This window comes from Spirochaetota bacterium (assembly GCA_035477215.1).
Lineage (GTDB): Bacteria > Spirochaetota > UBA4802 > UBA4802 > UBA5368 > MVZN01.
The window spans coordinates 69,357-88,292 of sequence record DATIKU010000049.1 but is presented as its reverse complement, the minus strand read 5'-3'; the positions used below and the strand labels follow the sequence as shown (position 1 = coordinate 88,292).

The 18,936-nt window shown below is 56.7% G+C and carries 15 protein-coding genes; 10 read left to right on the top strand and 5 right to left on the bottom strand.

Annotation, left to right across the window (positions count from 1 at the left end; all coding sequences use genetic code 11):
• Position 1 precedes the first annotated feature (1 nt).
• The gene (locus tag VLM75_12095) at positions 2-1,156 is read right to left on the bottom strand and encodes a DegT/DnrJ/EryC1/StrS family aminotransferase (GenBank protein HSV97657.1); all 1,155 of its coding nucleotides are present in this window, start codon (positions 1,154-1,156) and stop codon (positions 2-4) included.
• Between the two features lie 458 nt (positions 1,157-1,614).
• Here VLM75_12095 and VLM75_12090 point away from each other — a divergent pair, with 458 nt between their 5' ends.
• On the top strand, positions 1,615-2,595 hold the full coding sequence (locus VLM75_12090; protein ID HSV97656.1) for a FecR domain-containing protein: 981 nt from the start codon (positions 1,615-1,617) through the stop codon (positions 2,593-2,595).
• Between the two features lie 151 nt (positions 2,596-2,746).
• Here the strand turns inward: VLM75_12090 and VLM75_12085 are convergent, their stop codons facing one another.
• Complete coding sequence (locus tag VLM75_12085; GenBank protein ID HSV97655.1) at positions 2,747-3,250, bottom strand: nitroreductase; 504 nt, start codon at positions 3,248-3,250, stop codon at positions 2,747-2,749.
• Between the two features lie 181 nt (positions 3,251-3,431).
• On the opposite strand from VLM75_12085, the gene VLM75_12080 reads away from it, so the two are divergent.
• Complete coding sequence (locus VLM75_12080; protein HSV97654.1) at positions 3,432-6,026, top strand: PEP/pyruvate-binding domain-containing protein; 2,595 nt, start codon at positions 3,432-3,434, stop codon at positions 6,024-6,026.
• Here VLM75_12080 and VLM75_12075 read toward each other — a convergent pair.
• From VLM75_12075 to VLM75_12065, 3 genes are read right to left on the bottom strand one after another with little or no spacing between them, the layout of a single operon-like run.
• Positions 5,986-6,255, bottom strand: coding sequence for a YkvA family protein (locus VLM75_12075; protein ID HSV97653.1), 270 nt, complete (start codon positions 6,253-6,255; stop codon positions 5,986-5,988). The genes VLM75_12080 and VLM75_12075 overlap by 41 nt on opposite strands.
• Before the next feature lie 15 nt (positions 6,256-6,270).
• On the bottom strand, positions 6,271-6,642 hold the full coding sequence (locus VLM75_12070) for a DUF2752 domain-containing protein (protein HSV97652.1): 372 nt from the start codon (positions 6,640-6,642) through the stop codon (positions 6,271-6,273).
• 25 nt (positions 6,643-6,667) lie between these two features.
• Positions 6,668-7,030 (bottom strand): DUF4234 domain-containing protein, encoded by a 363-nt coding sequence (locus VLM75_12065; protein HSV97651.1) that lies wholly within the window; start codon positions 7,028-7,030, stop codon positions 6,668-6,670.
• Positions 7,031-7,325: 295 nt separating this feature from the next.
• Here VLM75_12065 and gdhA point away from each other — a divergent pair, with 295 nt between their 5' ends.
• From gdhA to VLM75_12025, 8 genes are all read left to right on the top strand, one after another.
• Complete coding sequence (gene gdhA, locus VLM75_12060; GenBank protein HSV97650.1) at positions 7,326-8,681, top strand: NADP-specific glutamate dehydrogenase; 1,356 nt, start codon at positions 7,326-7,328, stop codon at positions 8,679-8,681.
• Positions 8,682-8,840: 159 nt separating this feature from the next.
• Positions 8,841-10,946: a sigma 54-interacting transcriptional regulator gene (locus VLM75_12055; GenBank protein ID HSV97649.1), complete on the top strand. Its 2,106-nt coding sequence runs from the start codon at positions 8,841-8,843 to the stop codon at positions 10,944-10,946.
• A 244-nt stretch (positions 10,947-11,190) separates the two neighbouring features.
• The gene (locus VLM75_12050; GenBank protein HSV97648.1) at positions 11,191-11,361 is read left to right on the top strand and encodes a twin-arginine translocase TatA/TatE family subunit; all 171 of its coding nucleotides are present in this window, start codon (positions 11,191-11,193) and stop codon (positions 11,359-11,361) included.
• Positions 11,362-12,035: 674 nt separating this feature from the next.
• Positions 12,036-12,872 carry a hypothetical protein gene (locus tag VLM75_12045; protein ID HSV97647.1) on the top strand — a complete coding sequence of 279 codons (837 nt, stop codon included), beginning with the start codon at positions 12,036-12,038 and terminating at the stop codon, positions 12,870-12,872.
• 83 nt (positions 12,873-12,955) lie between these two features.
• A complete protein-coding gene (locus VLM75_12040; protein ID HSV97646.1) occupies positions 12,956-13,993 on the top strand; it encodes an N-acyl homoserine lactonase family protein in 1,038 nt (345 codons plus the stop codon).
• 259 nt (positions 13,994-14,252) lie between these two features.
• The gene (locus VLM75_12035) at positions 14,253-15,701 is read left to right on the top strand and encodes a 4-hydroxyphenylacetate 3-hydroxylase family protein (protein ID HSV97645.1); all 1,449 of its coding nucleotides are present in this window, start codon (positions 14,253-14,255) and stop codon (positions 15,699-15,701) included.
• Positions 15,702-16,014: 313 nt separating this feature from the next.
• Entirely contained in the window at positions 16,015-17,310 is a 1,296-nt protein-coding gene (locus VLM75_12030) for an acetyl-CoA hydrolase/transferase C-terminal domain-containing protein (protein ID HSV97644.1), read from the top strand.
• 128 nt (positions 17,311-17,438) lie between these two features.
• Positions 17,439-18,875: a hypothetical protein gene (locus tag VLM75_12025; GenBank protein ID HSV97643.1), complete on the top strand. Its 1,437-nt coding sequence runs from the start codon at positions 17,439-17,441 to the stop codon at positions 18,873-18,875.
• Positions 18,876-18,936 lie beyond the last annotated feature (61 nt).

Below are 18,936 nucleotides of genomic sequence, written 5' to 3'. Positions count from 1 at the left end.
CCTACCTTCGGAATTTGTCTATAATGGCAAGCACCGCTTCGATCACGACGTTCACCTCATCGTCCCCCATCCCAGGATAGATGGGAAGCGAGACCTCGCGTTCGAACACCCATTCGCACGCGTGATAGTCCGCAGCGCGGCATCCCATCTTCCCATAATGAGTAAACCGGTACAGCGGGATGAAATGGACGCTGGCGCCGATACCCCGCTCTTTCAGCTCCACGATGAAACGGGTCCGATCGATTGAAAGGGCATCGAGATTCAACCGAAGCGGATAGAGGTGCCATGCCGAGGAACGCCCTTCCCGCTTCCCATACGGAACAAGCGCATCGGTCCCGGCGAATGCCGCGTCGTAGGCCGCCGCAATGGCGGCGCGTCGATCATTCATCCAGTCGAGTTTTTTTAACTGTGCCATGCCGATCGCCGCCGAGATATCGGTCATATTATACTTGTATCCCATCTCGAGCACATCGTAGGCCCAGCTTCCCTCGGCCGAGTAGCGTTTCCAGGCGTCCTTGCCGATGCCGTGCAGGCGGAGCGAGCGAAGCCGCTCGGCCCATTCGGCGTTTTCGGTGGTTATCATGCCGCCTTCGCCGACGGCAAGTGTCTTCGTGGCATAAAAGCTGAAGCAGGTTAAGTCACCGATGGTGCCGATCGATTTCCCGCGATATTCCGCCGGCAGCGAGTGCGCCGCGTCTTCGATGACGACAAGCCCGCGGCGGCGGGCGATATCCATGATCCGGTCCATATCGCAGGGCATGCCGCCGTAGTGCACGGGCATGACGGCGCGGGTCCGCGGGGTGATCCTCTCCTCGAGCCGTTCAGCATCGAGAAGGTGCGTGTCGCGCTCGATGTCCGCCATAACCACCGCAGCGCCGCGGTAGAGGACGACCTCGGCCGAAGCGGCGAAGGTCATGGCGGGGACAATAACTTCGTCACCCTCGCCTATCCCCGCCGCCACCAACGCCAGGTGCAGCGCCGCGGTGGCCGAGCTTACCGCGACGGCGTGGGCCGCGCCAATGCGCACGCGGAAGGATTCCTCGAATTCCACGGTTTTCGGCCCCATGGTGAGCCAGCCCGAGCGCATCACCGCGGCGACTGCGTCGATTTCCGCTTCGGTGATATGGGGCCTGTGAAAGGGAATAGTGATGCTCATTGACGGCTCCCGCCGGTTGATATGCCGCTTGTTTAAATATCGGATCAATCAGGCGGCGGGATAATCCAAAATAAGGCACCCGAAAGAGGTTTCGATTGGAAACCGGCCTCTTTTCCTGTAAATACCGCCGGTTCAACGCATGGATTTCCGGCTTTTCTGATGATTAATATTGAAAAAATCTAAAAAATAGTACACTTCCCCGTTTTTAGATTGTATTATGTTACGGTGCGGTCGATTTCTTGTTAGGCTTCACTTCCGCCGCGGGTCGGATAATTTTCCGAAACGCCGCTTGGGGGGGGTCATACAGATAAGAATTCTTTAACGTGAATGGAGGGGGCATTCCCTGAAATGCGGCACGGACTCGTTCCGCGGCGGCGGGCGGCCGGCGAATCGGTTCCGGTTTGTCTTTACGGGGATATCCACGAGGAAACTAAAGGAATTAAACAAGGGGCAAAGTCATGAAACCAGTAACAGCGATTATACTCTGCGTCTTCTGCGTGTCTTTCATTTCATCGTGCGCCAACAAGGCCAAAGAATCCACGACGCTTACCGTTCACTCTCTGTTCGGCGAAGCGAAAGCCGTCTCTCAAAGCGGCGAGCGCAAGCTCGCGCCCGGCGACTCGATAGCCCAGGAAGACACCATCCTTACCGGCGCCTCGTCGTTAATCGACATCGTCTACGGCACCAGCGGAATCATCCGCATCAATGAAAACTCCCAGGTCAGGATGACCGCCCTCTTCACCGGTGAAGGCGCAAACCGGTCACGAATGGATCTGGCGAGCGGAAAGATGTTCGTTACGGTCTCAAAGCTCGCGAAGGGATCCAGCTTCGAGGTCGCGTCCCCGACCACCATCGCCGCCGTGCGCGGGACCAGTTTCAGGGTCACCGCCGACGAGAACTCATCGAGAATCGACGTGCTGTCGGGCAGGATAAAGGTCAACCCGGTCAGGGAAGGGAAAGTTATCGAAGATGTCGAAACGGTTATCGAAACCAACAGCACAGTATCGCTCGACATAAAGGCGGTCGACAGGATCGTGAACGAAAAGAAAGAGATCGAGGTGGCGGTCCTCAAGGAAGAGGAGATAACGGCCATCCGCGAGGAAGTAAAAGACATCAAACCGGTCGAAAGGCTCGAGGATACCGTCAAACAGGAGATCCGGCAGGTGATGGTCGCCCCTCCCGTGGACACCGAGGCCGAGAAGCGCCGGGAAGATGAAAAGAAGAAACAGGCGGAGCTGGAGCGCGCGCAGGCCGAGAAAAGCAGGCAGGACCGCCTCGCCGCGGCCCGCTCCGAGAAGGAGCGCCTTGCGCGTGAACAGGCGGAGAAGGAACGCCTTGCGCACGAACAGGCCGAGAAGGAACGCCTCGAGCGCGAGCGCATCGAAAAGCAGAAACAGGAAACCAAGGAAAAACGGGTGAAGAATATCCCCAACCTGTAAAACACGCCTGCCGGCCGCGTGGCCGGCGGGGAACCCGGCCGCCCCCATGGGCCGGAAAAGTCATAAAAAATCCTCCTCCGCGGAGGATTTTTTATTGGGCGATGGAGACTCGCCGGTCCGCCGGAATCCCGGCTCTCATACTGACATGCATTTATACACTCCCCACAACGAGCTCGTCGATCGGCCTCCTCTCGCTTTCAGGCCGTTCGTCCGGAGACCCGAGAGCAAGGACGGCCATAAGCTCGTACGAGGCGTCGAGGCCGAGGAGGCCGTTGACGGCGCTTTTCTGATTGAGGATTTCCCCCAGCCACACGGCCCCGATCCCGAGGGAGTGCGCCGCGAGCAGCATGTTCTGGATGCACGCGCCGATGCCGAGGATGTCCTTGTCGCGGTTGTATCCGGAAGGAGCATGATAGAAAACCGCCACACAGAGCGTCGAGCCGCGGACAACCGGTCCGTAACGGGTCAGCCGCGAAAGCCTTTCCAGGACTTCTCCGTCCCTGATTACGGCGAAACGCCATGGCTGGTTATTTAGTCCTGATGGCGCCCACCTCCCCGCCTCGAGGATGGCCGAAAGGTCTTCGGCGGAAACGGGAGCGTCGGTGAATTTTCGCACCGAACGCCGGGTACGGATCGCCTCGATTACCTGGTTCATATAGTTTACTCCGCAGCGGGGATTGACACAAATCTGTATCCACCGTACCGGGTTTCACGCGGTGCGCAACCCGAATTTTATCGCGCCGTCACGCGCGTCCGCCGGAAATATCTTGACAACGCCGCTCCCGCATGATAAAAAAGCCGATCCACATCAAACTCGTACCGACCGGAAGTGGCCAATGAAATCGCCCCTGGAAAGCAGCACCGGCATACCCGGTCTCGACCGGGTCATCAACAATCTCCGCATCGGCGACAACGTGGTTTGGCAGGTGGACGAAATCACGGACTACTTCCAGTTCGCCACTCCCTATATTCACAACGCGCTCGCCGAGGGCCGGCGCGTGGTCTACATGCGCTTCGCCCAGCACCAGCCGATTTTGCTGCCCGGCCAGTACAGTGAGATATATACGCTCGACTCGTTCAGCGGTTTCGAATCGTTTTCGACCGAGGTGCATTCCATCATCAAGAGCGAGGGCGAGGAGATTTATTACGTCTTCGACTGCCTCTCCGACCTTCAATCGGCCTGGGCGACCGACCTTATGATCGGCAACTTCTTCATGGTGACCTGTCCCTACCTTTTTGAACTCAATACCATCGCCTATTTCGCCATTCTACGCAACAGCCTCTCGTTCAAGAGCATCGCGCGCATAAGGGAGACAACGCAGGTGCTCATCGACGTCTACAACTCGGAGGGAAGCTACTACATCCATCCCCTGAAAGTGTGGAACCGTTATTCGCCGACGATGTTTTTCCCCCATCTCCAAAAAAACGACAGCCTCACTCCCGTCACCAACAGCGTGGACGCCGCGCGTCTCATCCAACACGTTCAGCAGAAGGGGGCGGGCGGCACGCGGCGCAACCTCGACTATTGGGACAGGCTGTTTTTAAAAGCCGAGGACCTCCACTGGAGCCCGTGGGACCGCGAGAAGCGCGAGGAGATGATCGACCACCTCTGCAGGGTTATAATAGGGCGCGATGAACGCATTCTTTCGCTCGCCACGCGGCATCTCGCCCTTGAGGACTTCCTCAACCTCAAGGACCGGCTCATCGGCACCGGCTATATCGGCGGAAAGGCCGTTGGGATGCTTCTGGCCCGCAAGATTCTGACCGGCTCCGAAGACTCGAGGTGGAACGACCTGCTCGAACCGCACGATTCGTTCTACATCGGTTCGGATGTCTTCTATACGTATATCGTTCAGAACGGATGGTGGAAACCGTTCATGGAGCACAAGACCGGGGATGGATATTTCAAGGCCGCCTCCGAGCTTCATGAAAAAATGCTCACCGGAACCTTCCCCGACGAGGTAAAGGAAAAGTTTCAGTATATCATCGAGTATTTCGGCCAGTCGCCGTTCATCGTCCGCTCCTCGAGCCTGCTGGAGGACGCGTTCGGCAACGCCTTCGCCGGCAAATACGACAGCTTTTTCTGCGTCAACCAGGGCTCGCCCGCCCAGCGCCTCGCGGCTTTCGTCGATGCGGTCCGCCGGGTCTTCGCAAGCACCATGGACGTGGACGCCCTCACCTACCGGCTGCAGCGGGGCCTGGACCAGCTGGACGAGCAGATGGCGCTCCTGGTCCAGCGCGTCTCCGGATCGCATCACGGAAACTATTTCTTTCCGGACATGGGCGGCGTCGGCATGTCGTACAATACGTTCGTCTGGAAGAGCGAGATGGACCCGAAGGCCGGCATGCTCCGGCTGGTGCTCGGCCTCGGCACGCGGGCGGTCAACCGCGTAGAGGGCGATTACCCGCTGATCGTGGCGCTCGACTCGCCGCTGACCCGTCCGCACGCCGGAATGGAAGATGCGCGTAAATTCTCGCAGCACGACGTGGACATTCTCGATATTCCGGCCAACGATATCCGCACGGTCCCCCTGGCCTCGCTCCTCGACCAGGGCGTCGAGATACCCATGGAGCTTATGGCGGTGCGTGATCTCGAGTCCGAACAGCGGCTCAGGGACATGGGGCGTTCCGAGCCCAGGTCGTGGGTGCTCACCTTCGAGCGCCTCCTCGCCGACACCGCTTTCGCCGCCGATATGCAGCGTCTGATGAGAACTATCGAGAGGGCCTACTCCTATCCCGTGGACATCGAGTTTACCGTAAACTTCGACAGGGACGGGGCGTATCACATCAACCTGCTTCAGTGCCGTCCGCAGCAAACCAGGTGGCAGGAGAAGCGGGTGGAGATACCCTCCCGGATCGACCCGGCCCGAACCCTCTTCCGTTCGGAAGGTTACTTCATGGGTGGAAACATCATGCAACGGATTAAAAGAATTATACTCGTCGATCCCAAATCCTACGGGACGCTGCCGCTCTCGCAGAAATACGACATCGCGCGCCTCGTCGGCAGGCTCAACCGGCAGAACGGAAGCCGGGCCGCTCTTCCCACGCTCCTCATGGGACCGGGACGCTGGGGGACCTCCACGCCATCGCTCGGCGTGCCGGTCCGTTTTTCTGAGATCAACAATATCGCCGTCCTCATGGAAATCGCCAGCATGCGCGACGACCTGGTGCCGGAACTCTCGTTCGGCACGCACTTTTTCCAGGACCTCGTCGAGACCGATATCTTCTATGTGGCGCTTTTTCCCGAGAACAAGGGGACCGTATTCAACCAGGCCTACATCGCGGCCAGGCCGAACATGCTCGCGAAGATCCTACCCGACGAGGAGCGCTACGCGGAAGTCGTAAGTGTATACGATATAGAAAAAGAACTCGTATTGGTTTCGGACATCATCAGCCAGGAGATCGTTTGTTTTGAGGACGGCGATCGCTGAGCGCCTCCCGTGAGAGCTTCAAGCGGCGGTACGAGCGCAGGGCGAAGACAAACATAACGAACAGCACGCCGATATCGTCCACCCAGCCGAGCGGCCCCAGTATATCGGGTATCAGGTCGAGCGGAAACAGCGCGTAAAGGATTCCGGCCGCGAAAAATACGAGCGCGGCATAGTAACGAAGGCGGGCGCGCAAAACGGTACCCGCAGACACACGCCCCCCTTCTTTCATGCAGAAGACCCGCCTTTAATTGCATAACAGCTCAACGGCCCTCCACGCGAGTGATGATCGCGAATAATCCATCGGCGGGAAGTCAGGAAAGAACATGAACATGCGCACTGCCCATACGACCATGAAGCACGCGGCGCAGGCGGCCCAGAAAGCGCTGCTGTTGTACATGGCCCAAAACGGCCGGCTCTTCCGGAAAACGGCAACGAGCACCAGAAACGGCACAACCAAAACGAGCGGGTGAAACAAGAGCGCCGCGGCAAGATCGCCGCCGGCAAGCGCCGCAAACGCCCTCATCATACCGCAACCCGGACAGGGAACCCCGTAGACGAGCTTGAAAAAACAAAACGTATCGCCGCCGATCGCGCCGGCGAGGATGACCACCGCCATTGCTGCAAACGGGAATAATGCGTGCTTACGCACTCTGCCGCCCCTGTATCCGGTTTGCGGTCGACTGCATGATGGCCATGGTGACGATGAAAAGACCGAAAACGGAGAGAACCAGATAGAGTATCGCGTTCTCATCCGGCTTCCGCTCCGCCTTTGCAAGCGCCTCATCGAGCACCATTCCGTATTTGTACGACCAGTAAACGACATAGGGGAAACACACAATGCAGAGCAGGAGATCCAGCCCCGCATTGAGATCGGTCCTTCCGGTGAGGTCCCGAAGTTCTTTCGCGAATGTGTAAATCCAGTACAGCGCGTAAATACCGCAGGTAATCACGCTGAAAACGATAACCGCCGCCGGAGACCTTACCGTCGCATGTTCATCCATCATCTCACCCCGTATCGCAATGTATGCACGAATAGACCCTTCTTTCTACACCGGTGGACTATGGCGGTCAATCTAATTTATTGAATCGGAAACCGCTTTTCCAAAGCCGCTCCAAATTGCGCAGGATGCCGGGAAATAATTTAACATGGACGTAACAATTCAAGCCCGGCAGCGGGCCTATAATCATTGACATTCCCCTTTCGCGGCCGCTGTTAGTATAACTGAATTTTTCGCGAGTATAATTTAGCGTCACTATATTCGCGAAACCGCTACTTCAGCATGCGCGAGGAGATCGGCAATGTCACTCATCAACGGAATCATCGACAAGGTGAAAAAGCAGGACCCGGAACAGCACGAGTTCCACCAGGCCGTAAAAGAAGTGCTCGACACGCTCGAGCCCACAATCAAGAAACACCCCGAATTCGTAAAGGCCGGCATCTACGAGCGGATTGTGGAGCCAGACAGGGTCATAATGTTCCGCGTTCCCTGGGTCGACGACAAGGGAGAGGTCAGGGTTAACCGCGGTTTTCGGGTGCAGTTCAACAACGCCATCGGGCCCTACAAGGGCGGGCTGCGCTTCCACCCCTCGGTAAATCTTGGCATCATCAAGTTTCTCGGTTTCGAGCAGATTTTCAAGAACAGCCTCACAACGCTCCCGATGGGCGGCGCGAAGGGAGGCAGCGACTTCGATCCCAAGGGGAAGAGCGACATGGATGTGATGCGCTTCTGCCAGGCCTTCATGCGCGAGCTCTACCGGCACATCGGCGCCGATGTCGACGTGCCCGCCGGCGATATCGGAGTGGGCGGACGCGAGATCGGCTATATGTATGGCTACTACAAGAAGATCCGCAACGAGCACACCGGCGTCCTCACCGGCAAGGCGCTTGAATACGGCGGCAGCCTCATCCGCCCCGAGGCGACCGGTTACGGCGCGACCTATTTCGCGGCCGAGATGCTCGCCACCCGCGGCCAGGACATGAAGGGCAAGATCGCCGCCGTCAGCGGATCGGGCAATGTCGCCCAGTACACCGTCGAAAAGGTAAATGGCCTCGGGGGCAAGGTCATCAGCCTGAGCGATTCCAACGGTACGATCATCGACGAGAAGGGCATCGGCGCGGATAAGCTCGAATATGTAATGGAGCTCAAGAACATCCGCCGCGGCCGCATCAAGGAATACGCCGACAAGTACGGCGCGAAGTTTTTCGACGGCCAGGACGTATGGGACGTCATCCGCGAGCAGGGACTGAAGGTCGACCTTGCCTTCCCCTCCGCCACCCAGAACGAAATAAGCGGCAAGAACGCCACGGCCCTGGTAAAGAACGGCTGCGCATGCGTGTCCGAAGGCGCGAACATGCCCTCGACCCCCGAGGCGGTCGACATCTTCCAGGAGTATAAAATACTCTACGGACCGGGCAAGGCGGCGAACGCCGGCGGCGTGGCGACCTCGGGACTCGAGATGTCGCAGAACAGCATGCGCTTTTCGTGGCCCAGGGAAGAGGTCGACGCCCGGCTCCAGGGCATCATGAAAAGCATTCACCGCTCGTGCCTCGACGCCTCCGAGACCTACGGCAGGAAGGGCGACTATGTAACGGGCGCCAATATTGCCGGATTTATCAAGGTGGCCAAGTCCATGCTCGCCTACGGTGTGGTGTAAAGTCCTTGCAATAAAAACGCGACAATGTGCTATACTGAGGGCGGGGACGAAAAATCCCCGCCCTTGCTTTGTCAGGGGGGGTCGTAACCGGGAAATGACCGATGCCGGCAGCATACTGCGGCGATGGCATCCACTACATCCACACACGGGACCCATGTCATGAAGCTCAGGGAAATAATGACGTCCGATCCTCTGATTCTAAAGAGCGAGCACACCATACAGGAAGCCGCCGCTTTATTTGTCCAGTACCGCATAGACAGTGCACCGGTCGCGGACGCCGATGGCACACTGCTCGGCCTTTTCACCAACCGGCACATCAACCGGGCGGTCAGTCAGTCACTCGACCTGAAGGCACCGGTGGAATCCCTGATGAACAGGGAGGTCATCACGGGGCACCCCGACGACAGGGTTGAAGACCTTGTATATTTCGAGCAGGGTCAGCTTCCGGTCATGGAGAACGGCAACATCGCGGGCATCATCACGAGAACCGGTTTCGCCCGTGCGGTCGCGGAACATAACCAGAAGATGCTCGGCGAATTCCATGCCATCATCAATTCCACATCGTACATGATAATCTCCGTGGACGGCTTAACGGCTATCAACATGTTCAACCAGGCGGCCGTGAAAATAATGGGGATAAGGGAGGAAGAGGCACGGGGCAGAAAAATAACGGAACTTTTCCCCGATATCGATGTAGCCGGGGTGCTGGTAACCGGGAAAGCGGCCCCGCTGCAGAAGGTCTCGGTAAAGGGGCGGCCGTACATAATGGGTGCGTACCCGATCGAAAAATATGGGCAGATCGTCGGAGCCGTCTACCGCTTCCAGGACGTCACCGACCTTGAGGCCATCTCGCACGAACTGGAAAACGTGAAGGAGTTGAACAGGGACCTGGATGCCATCATCGAGTCGTCATACGACGGCATTTGGGTGACCGATGGCGACGCGAATGTACTGAGGATAAACAAGGCCTACGAGACGATAACGGGTCTCCCCTGCCCCTCGTTCTACGGGCGCAACATGAGGGACCTCGTGAAGGAAGGGTTTTTCTCGCAGTCGGTCACCCTGCTGGTCCTAAAGAAGAGAGAGCAACAGACCATATATCAGGAAACGAAGACCGGCAAAACCCTCCTCGTCACCGGGAGCCCGGTGTTCGACGAGGAAGGAAACATCATCCGCGTCGTCACCAACGTCAGGGACATCACCGAACTCAAATCACTGATACTGAAACTTGATGAAAGCGAAAAACTCGCCGGGATTTACCAAAGCGAGTTGAGTGACTTAAAGAAGAAATTTAACGCATTTGACAAGATAGTCGGAGTCTCATCGAAGATGAAAAACCTTATGGATACGGTTTGCCGAATAGCCCATGTCAATTCCTCGGTGCTCATAACGGGCGAGACCGGTACCGGCAAGGAACTCATCGCGGAATATATACACAATCACAGCACCCGGGCCGGGAAACCACTCATTAAAGTGAACTGTGGGGCAATTCCGGAAAACCTTATCGAATCCGAACTCTTCGGCTATGAGACCGGGGCGTTTACCGGGGCCAGAAAAGGCGGAAAGCCAGGATACTTCGAGATTGCCAACGGCGGGTCGATTTTTTTGGACGAAATCGCCGAAATGCCGTTCAATCTCCAGGCCAAACTGCTGCGCGTCCTCGAGTCCAAGGAGATCACCCGCGTGGGCGGACACAAGCCCCATCGCCTGGATGTGCGAGTCATCGCCGCCACGAACAGGGGTATACTCGAAATGGTACACCAGCAGGAGTTCCGGGAGGATCTCTATTATCGACTTAACGTAGTGCCTTTGAATATCCCACCTCTGCGGGAACGGAAGGAGGATATCCCTTACCTGATCGCGCATTTCGTTTCGATGCTGAATAAAAACCACACCATGACACGGAGGATAGCCCCCGAAGTAATCGATATTTGCATGGGCTACGACTGGCCCGGCAACATCCGGGAGCTTAAAAATCTTGTAGAGCGCATGATGGTCATGGCATCCGGGGACGAGATAACCAAGGATGATATTCCGTTGATTTTGGGCAATGGCACGTCCGGGAATATCGCCCGGGTGCTGGTAACATCCCTGATGCCCCTGAACGACGCGGTGATGAGCGTGGAAAAACAGCTTCTGGAGAAGGCGTACGCCTCGTACAAGACCACACGGGAAATGGCCAGGGAGCTGAAGATCGACGCGTCGACCATCGTCAGGAAGGCCGCCAGATACGGCATATCCCATACGGACAAAATCTCCCGGTGACCTACGGCGGCGCGGTGCAAGGTGGTGCACAAGAAGCACCATTGCTTTCGGCGCGTATGAATACGCACAGGAACCGGCCGACTGGCACGGGACTTGCTTTATACTACCTGTGCCGGTTCCGCCAGCCGGTTCGGCAATCATCAGGGAAGAGGGTTGTATCGGACAGACGCCGGTGGTGGAACGAGGCATGTATTTGGCGTACATGATGAAGGCTTATTTTACGTACACTCTCTTGGAGGATGCTATGGGAATGCCAGGAATCTGGGAACTTGTGATCATTTTTTGCATCCTTCTTCTGATCTTCGGTGCGGGAAAGATTCCGCGCCTCGCGAAGGATATCGCCGGCGGCATACGGGAATTCAAGAAGGGAATCAGCGGAGAAGAAGAAACCGATAAGAAGAAACAGCTTCCGTAAGATTTGTTGCATTCGGGAAACTCTTGTTGCTTGAATGCAACAAGAGTTTCCCTTTCATCTCCATGTACTTCATGCATGTACGTTAACAATCCCACACTTCCTTGAACACTGCCGGATTTTTCAACGTTTAAAATCAATGGCCGGGGCTAAATGCACAGACGAGCTCCATTAAGAATTTTGATTTGTTTTCAAAATTCCACAAACACCCGGCAAATGGCAGAAATCACTATTTCAAAGCCCATTATTAAGATTTTAACAGATGGCATGCCCTATTTCGCCCGGTAATATTTGAAAGACCCCGAATTGATGCATTTTTGCAACAATATCAATCGTCTCAATCCAATACAAAACAAGCGCCGGAGCGTACCTGCGTGAAACAAGCCCAAGCGCGTCGCCGCCTGAACGCGACTGCTGGAGATTGCTGAACAATCCTGCGCAAACGGCCGGGTTTAAGCTCGCCACCTATGATGATAACGTCCCACGGCGCACACTGGGGGCCCTTTTGACCTCTCTCCCTTCCGGAAAACATATACATCCTTCTTTCCGGCATCATTACCGGCTGGCACGGAACTTGCTATTAGGTAAGCAGGGCAATAATTCCAAATCGCACGCGCACCAACGCTGGAAGAGTTGCTGCTGGCTAAAATAATAAAAATTGCTTTATGGAGGTATGGATGCGAAAATCAATGGCAGTCCTTTTAAGCGCCTGCATCATCATAGGCGCGCTTGGCTCTTCGCGTGCCGTACATGCGCAGGAGACAACTCCCCTGGGAATCACCGCGGGCGTCGAGTTCTGGAATAATTATTTCTGGAGGGGTCTGGATTTCTTTGGAGCGGGCAATGGTGTGTTTTTCCCCTATGTGTATTTCGGCATCGGAAAAACGGGATTAAGCCTGATGTATATGGGTCAGTACGGCTCGGAAACGCTGGGAGACGGCACCGGCATGAATGACACCGGACGGGAACAGGGCAATGTGGCCTACAATGGCGCACACTGGAATGTGGCATATGCGTACACCGTCGAGAAGGTGGTTGCAATAGGAGTGAGCGGCTGGTATTACTGGTTTTACAACAGCGACGATAAGCTCGGCTATAAATGGGACTGGTGGGAGGGGACAGCGTCGGCTACAATTCTGGCAATTCCGTTGAATCCCACCATCTCGTACGCCTATGATTATTTCGTGGACAAGGACGTTACGGTCAACGGCGAGCGCGGAAAAAACCATTATGTCAAACTTTCCCTGGGGCAATCCTTCAAGCTGGTAGATGGAAGCTCACTGGGACTGGGACTCTCAGCTGCGTATTTCGACTGGAACTCGATGGAGATGAAGGGAATCAGCGATGTGGTCGCGTCCGCGAAGCTTTCCACGAGCGCGAGCGGTGTATCATTTAACGGCAGTATTAATTTCGCGTATATTCCATCCAGTGATTTCAACAACAACGCCTTTACCGGGAACATAAAAGACACGTATCGCTGGTGGGCGACGTTCGGGGCTTCGTATTCACTGTAACGCCCCGGGGTTATTTCAGTTCGTGCATCTGCGCTCTTGCCCGACGAAAGAGCGCAGAAAAATTTTACAAAAAGGAGCGAATTATGAACAGTAAAACTCTTGAGCCGCAGGAATCCAGAAACGACGCGAGCGGAACGTTCATCGACCAGGCCGCTTCCGGCAGCGAGCTAGACCGGCGGGACTTCTTACGCCACATGGGGAAGAGCCTTGCCGTGGTCGCTTCCGTGCCGCTCCTCGAGACGATGATGGGAAAGGCCGGTGCCGCGTTCGCCGCCGCTCCCGCGACGCAACCGAGGGTCTCGAAGTCGGGCCTTGCCGACGTGTACGCCTTCAAGTGCGGAATACTCAAAACCCAGACCCAGTACATGCTGAAAGACACCCGCGTTGGCACGCCCATGGATATTCCGGTGACCTTTTTCATGATCCGTCACGGCAAGGACTGGGTGGCTTTTGATACGGGAAACAATGCCATGGTGGCGAAAGACCCGGTGGGATACTGGACCGCGCCGATAGTCAAGGCCTACACCCCGGTAATGAAGGATTTCGAGGAATTCAAGATCCAAATCGACAAGGCGCTCGGCATCCGCCCCAAAGACCTCAAGGCCGTCATCTTGAGTCACGGCCACCTGGACCATGCCGGCGCCATCGATAATTTCGTAGGTACCGGCGTGCCGCTGTACTTCCAGAAGAAGGAGCTGCAGGTCATCAAAGACGAAATGGCGAAAAACAAAGCCACCGGTGTCACGACAGCATATATTCCGGGTGATTTTGCGAAAATGAACAAGCTGAATATTAAGACCGTCGACGGCGTACACGACCTGTTCGGCGACCAGTCGGTTGTGCTCTTCCCGACTCCGGGGCACACTCCCGGCCACCAGTCACTGATGGTCAAACAGAGCAACGGTGCGGTGACCATCCTGTGCGCAGATGCCGAGTACACGCTTGAGAATATGTATGAGGCCATTCCTCCCGGACTCGCATGGGACATTCCGCAGTCGAGCCAGGCGCTTTACATGTTCAAGGTGATGAAGTGGATGGGACCGAACGTCGAGATCGTTCCTTCGCACGATCCGAAATACTGGAGCAACAAGCCACTGGCGCCGAAACTGTACGAACTGTAGGAGATAACGACTGATTATAATCCTCCACAATGGCGTGGAGACGGGGAATACTCCGCACCATTGTGCGCCTTTTTCCGCCCGCCGATAACGGCGTTTCCGGGAAGGGGCCTGAGCTTTTGCAGTACCCCCGTAAGCCAACAAACCTCACCGCGATATTGGCGGAAGGATTCCGGGAGTACTGGAACGGACTCAAGCGGGATCCAGGCGGTTGAAACGATCAAAATCATTATGAGGAGAGCCAAGCATGAAGAACGAAAAAATGGCCCTGAAAACGGCGGAGGAATACGAAGAGAGCCTTAGAAAACTCAATCTGGTTGTATATATGTTCGGCGAGAGGGTGAAAAACGTGGTCGACGACCCCATCATTCGCCCGTCAATGAACGCCGTGGCCATGACCTACAAACTGGCGCACATGCCCGAATATGAAGACCTCATGACCGCGACATCGCACATCACCGGAAAGAAGATCAACCGGTTCTGCCACATACACCAGAGCACGGAAGACCTGGTTAAGAAGAGCAAGATGGGCCGGCTGCTCGGCTCGCTCACCGGATGCTGCTTTCAGCGGTGCGTGGGGATGGACGCGATGAACGCCCTCTCGATGGTCACCTACGATATCGACAAAAAATACGGTACGCAATACAACAAGCGCTTTCTCAAATATCTCGAATATGTCCAGAACAACGACCTGGTGTGCGACGGGGCCATGACCGATCCGAAGGGAAACAGGGGACTGCCCCCCCATCAGCAGGCCGACCCCGACCTCTTTTTGCATGTCGTCGAGGAAAGAAAGGACGGCATAGTGGTGCGCGGCGCGAAGGCGCACCAGACCGGTGCGGTAAACTCGCACGAGATCATCGTGATGCCGACCATCTCCATGAGGGAGGAAGATAAAGACTTCGCGATATCATTCGCCCTGCCCTCGGACGCGAAGGGGATCACTTATATCATGGGCCGCCAGTCGTGCGACACCCGCAAGCTCGAGGAGGGTGGCGTCGACAGGGGAAACCAGTTATTCGGCGGACACGAGGCCCTGGTGGTCTTCGATAACGTGTTCGTTCCATGGGAGCGGGTCTTCATGTACAGGGAATACGATTTCTCCGGGCAGCTCGTCGAGCAGTTCGCCTCGTACCACCGCCAGAGCTACGCGTGCAAGGTCGGTGTTGGCGATGTCCTCATCGGTGCCGCCCAGACCGCGGCCGAGTACAACGGCGCGGAGAAGGCCTCCCATGTAAAAGACAAGATCATCGAGATGAACCATCTCAACGAGACCCTTTATTGCGGCTGCATCGCCTGCGCGTCCGAGGGACACAAAGAGCCATCCGGCACGTATTACGTCAACACCCTGCTCGCCAACGTTCACAAGCAGAACATCACGCGCTTCCCCTATGAGATCGCGCGCCTGGCGCAGGACATCGCCGGCGGTCTCATGGTGACTCTCCCTTCGGAGAAAGACTTCAAGTCGCCGCTCGTCGGGAACTGGCTCAACAAGTACTACGCGGGCAGAGCGGACGTCCCGACCGAGAACCGCTGCCGTATCCTCCGGCTCATCGAAAACATCACGATGGGCACGGCGGCGGTCGGATACCTGACCGAATCGATGCACGGCGCGGGTTCCCCGCAGGCCCAGCGCATCATGATCGCCAGGCAGGTCAACCTGAAGCAGAAGCAGAAGCTCGCCAAACATCTTTGCGGCATAGAGGATTAAGCGCCATAATACACAGAATCGGGATCAAGTACTGCGGCGGATGCAACCCACGGTACGATCGCGTCGAGGCGGTCGGGTACATCCGCCGAAACCTGCCGCACGGCGCGACGCTGACGCGCTGGGATGATGAGAACGCCGACATTATACTGGTCGTCACCGGATGCAAAACGGCATGCGCCGACAGACCCTCATCGGAGGGTCGGACCGTCAGGATCCTGACCTGCGAAGAGGACGCGAGGCAGTTTATTGATGATATGCACCGTGGCCGGCCTTGACAAGCGGCACATCCGGCTGAAACGATAGAGGAGGCGCAATGGACTGGAAGAATGTTTACAGGGGCAAACTGACAACGGCGGCCGAGGCCGTGCGCCGTATAAAATCCGGCGACCGCGTGGTCGTGGGGCATGCCAGCGGCTCACCGGAGGTGCTGCTGCGGGCCATGATGGATAACCGCGATGCTTATAACAAGGTCGAGATCGTTCACATGGTGGCGATGGGCCCTTCTGAGTATTGCCGCACCGAAAACGGCAATCATTTCCTTCACAACTCGCTGTTCGCCGGCACCTCCAGCCGGGAATCCATCAACCAGGCGAGAGCGGTATTCACCCCCTGTCACTTCAGCCAGATCCCGCGCCTTTTCGCGGAGAAGATACTGCCGGTGGACGTAACGCTTTGCATGCTCTCCGCACCCGACGAGCATGGTTTCTGTTCCTACGGCATCTCGGTCGACTACACCAAGCCCGCCGCCGAGAACTCGAAACTGGTTATCGCAGAGGTAAGCCCGCACATGCCGCGAACGCTCGGGAACTCCTTCATCCATGTATCCAAGGTCGACTGTATCGTCGAGACCGATTCGAAACCGATCATTCTCTCGCCTCCCAAAATTACCGCGAACGACGAAAAGATCGGAAAGTTCTGCGCGGAGCTCATCCGCGACGGCGACTGCCTGCAGCTCGGCATCGGCGCCGTACCCGACGCGGTGCTCTGTTTCCTGAAACACAAGAAGGACCTCGGAATACATACCGAGATGTTCGCGGACGGAGTGGTGGATCTGGTCAATTCCGGCGTCATAACCTGCGCCCGGAAAAATTTCCACCCCGGCAAAATGATCGCCACCTTCTTCATGGGCAGCGAAAAGCTCTACCGCTTCGTGAACAACAATCCCATGGTGGAAATGTATCCCGTCGACTACACCAACAATCCCGCCATCATAGCGCGAAACGACAACATGGTTTCAATCAATTCGGCGCTGCAGGTCGACCTTCTCGGGCAGGCCGTTTCCGACACCATCGGTTACCGACAGTTCAGCGGATCGGGAGGCCAGGGGGATTTCGTACGCGGCGCCGCCTGGTCCAGGGGAGGACGATCGATCCTCGCCTTCCACTCGACAGCCTCGGGTGGAAAAATATCCAAAATAGTGCCCCTAATAGACGAAGGCGCGGCGGTGACTACCCCCCGAACCGATATTCACTTTATCGTTACCGAGTACGGAATCGCCGAGCTGTATGGAAGGACGGTGAAGCAGAGGGCTGAGGCACTGATCGCGATCGCGCATCCGGATTTTCGGGAAGAGCTCTCGAAACGTTTTCAAGAGAGGTATAAACAATAAGGCGGTGATATCCGCTGAGAAGCGCTCCGTTAATGAACGGAAAAACTCGTATTAAAAATGTCCGGGGAGCGGTCTCACTCACACGACCTGAAAGACATGATAAATAGACAGGAGGAGGAGGATTGAGTATGAGCATCAAGAGAGAGTTCGGTGCGGTCCAGCCCGGCATACCCCTGGGCCCGCTGATGCTGAGAGTGCCGTTTATTCATTATCGATTCGAATGGGCCGATTTTGCGCAGGGTCTTCTGATGTGCACCGTATGCCTCTCTATCATCACGGTGCTCACCGCCAAGCTCGGCATGTCCTTCGAGGTCGCACTGGCCATCGTCATTCTTAACGGGGCGTTGTACCTGGCGCATGTCACCTTCGGTGATCCCGTTGTACCCGGCTGGGTGACTCCGGCCATACCGCTCCTGATTGCCTACTGCGAGACCTTCCCCATGGGCGTCGAGCGAATGCAGGCCCTCATCGCCTTCGAGATGACATTCGGCGTCTTCTGCATCGTGCTTGGCCTCACAGGCCTCGCCAGGCGGTTCATCGCCCTCATACCGAATGCGGTGCAGTCGGCCATCCTTATAGGCGCGGGATTTGCCGCCGTGATGCTCATCTTCGATCCCGCGAAACAGGGTATACGGAGCTTCAGCACCAGCCCGATTACAATCAGCGTATGTGTGGGGCTGGCCTTCTACCTCATTTTCTCCGAAAGCTTCAAGTCCTTTCGCCGTAAACACCGATGGGCCTACTATCTCGGGAACCTCGGCATGATGCCCGCGCTCGCGCTCGCCGTCATCCTGGGACCGCTGTTTGGCGAAATCCCCTGGCCGACCTATGACGGCAACATTTTCACCTCCCCTGATTTCTCGACACTGTGGAGGGATTTCACGATACTGGGCTCCATACCCTTCCCACCGCTAGAAATGTTCCTCTCGGGCATACCGATGGTGATAAGCGCGTACATCGTCGTGTTCGGAGACGTTATCCAGAGCCAGGCGCTGCTTGACGACGCTCAGAAATACCGTCCGGACGAGAACGTCAACTACAACCCCAACAGGTCCCATATCATCTTCGGCGGCCGCAACCTCGTAATGAGCGTGGCCGGCCCTGACATTTCGATGTGCGGTCCCATCTGGGCAGCCATGCAGGTGGTGGTATGTGAACGATACAAGCACGGCCCCAAGGCCATGGAGTCGATAAACAGCGGAGCGGGATCCTTCCGCTGGGGAACGTTCGCCGGTTATTTCTTCGCCCCCATCGTCTCGACGGTCAAGCCGATACTGGGCGTCGGGCTCGCATCCACCATGCTGATCCAGGGGTATGTCAGCGTGCGCGTGGGTGTACTGAAGTCGCGTGCCTTCAACGACCTCGGCATCGCGGGCGTCGCGGGGGCTATCCTCGCGGTCCGCGGCGCCTCATGGGGACTCTCGGCCGCCCTGATACTCACCGCTCTCGTATACATCAGCAAGAACTGGAAGAAGGCATACGAACAGGAAGAACCGGTCTTCCCCTGCGATTCTCCCGAATGTATAGCCAGGGAAGTGCGGGAGACCATGGGAAATGCGCATTGATCGATCAACCGGGGGGAGGCAGCATGGTGCCGCGACGCTCCCGGCCTCATGCGAACGATCC

What these genes read in the sequence shown, in the direction of transcription:
- VLM75_12095 (HSV97657.1), bottom strand. Translation starts at nt 1,156, where the DNA reads ATGAGCATCACTATTCCCTTTCACAGGCCCCATATCACCGAAGCGGAA.
- VLM75_12090 (HSV97656.1), top strand. Translation starts at nt 1,615, where the DNA reads ATGAAACCAGTAACAGCGATTATACTCTGCGTCTTCTGCGTGTCTTTC.
- VLM75_12085 (HSV97655.1), bottom strand. Translation starts at nt 3,250, where the DNA reads ATGAACCAGGTAATCGAGGCGATCCGTACCCGGCGTTCGGTGCGAAAA.
- VLM75_12080 (HSV97654.1), top strand. Translation starts at nt 3,432, where the DNA reads ATGAAATCGCCCCTGGAAAGCAGCACCGGCATACCCGGTCTCGACCGG.
- VLM75_12075 (HSV97653.1), bottom strand. Translation starts at nt 6,255, where the DNA reads ATGAAAGAAGGGGGGCGTGTGTCTGCGGGTACCGTTTTGCGCGCCCGC.
- VLM75_12070 (HSV97652.1), bottom strand. Translation starts at nt 6,642, where the DNA reads ATGGCGGTGGTCATCCTCGCCGGCGCGATCGGCGGCGATACGTTTTGT.
- VLM75_12065 (HSV97651.1), bottom strand. Translation starts at nt 7,030, where the DNA reads ATGATGGATGAACATGCGACGGTAAGGTCTCCGGCGGCGGTTATCGTT.
- gdhA (HSV97650.1), top strand. Translation starts at nt 7,326, where the DNA reads ATGTCACTCATCAACGGAATCATCGACAAGGTGAAAAAGCAGGACCCG.
- VLM75_12055 (HSV97649.1), top strand. Translation starts at nt 8,841, where the DNA reads ATGAAGCTCAGGGAAATAATGACGTCCGATCCTCTGATTCTAAAGAGC.
- VLM75_12050 (HSV97648.1), top strand. Translation starts at nt 11,191, where the DNA reads ATGGGAATGCCAGGAATCTGGGAACTTGTGATCATTTTTTGCATCCTT.
- VLM75_12045 (HSV97647.1), top strand. Translation starts at nt 12,036, where the DNA reads ATGCGAAAATCAATGGCAGTCCTTTTAAGCGCCTGCATCATCATAGGC.
- VLM75_12040 (HSV97646.1), top strand. Translation starts at nt 12,956, where the DNA reads ATGAACAGTAAAACTCTTGAGCCGCAGGAATCCAGAAACGACGCGAGC.
- VLM75_12035 (HSV97645.1), top strand. Translation starts at nt 14,253, where the DNA reads ATGGCCCTGAAAACGGCGGAGGAATACGAAGAGAGCCTTAGAAAACTC.
- VLM75_12030 (HSV97644.1), top strand. Translation starts at nt 16,015, where the DNA reads ATGGACTGGAAGAATGTTTACAGGGGCAAACTGACAACGGCGGCCGAG.
- VLM75_12025 (HSV97643.1), top strand. Translation starts at nt 17,439, where the DNA reads ATGAGCATCAAGAGAGAGTTCGGTGCGGTCCAGCCCGGCATACCCCTG.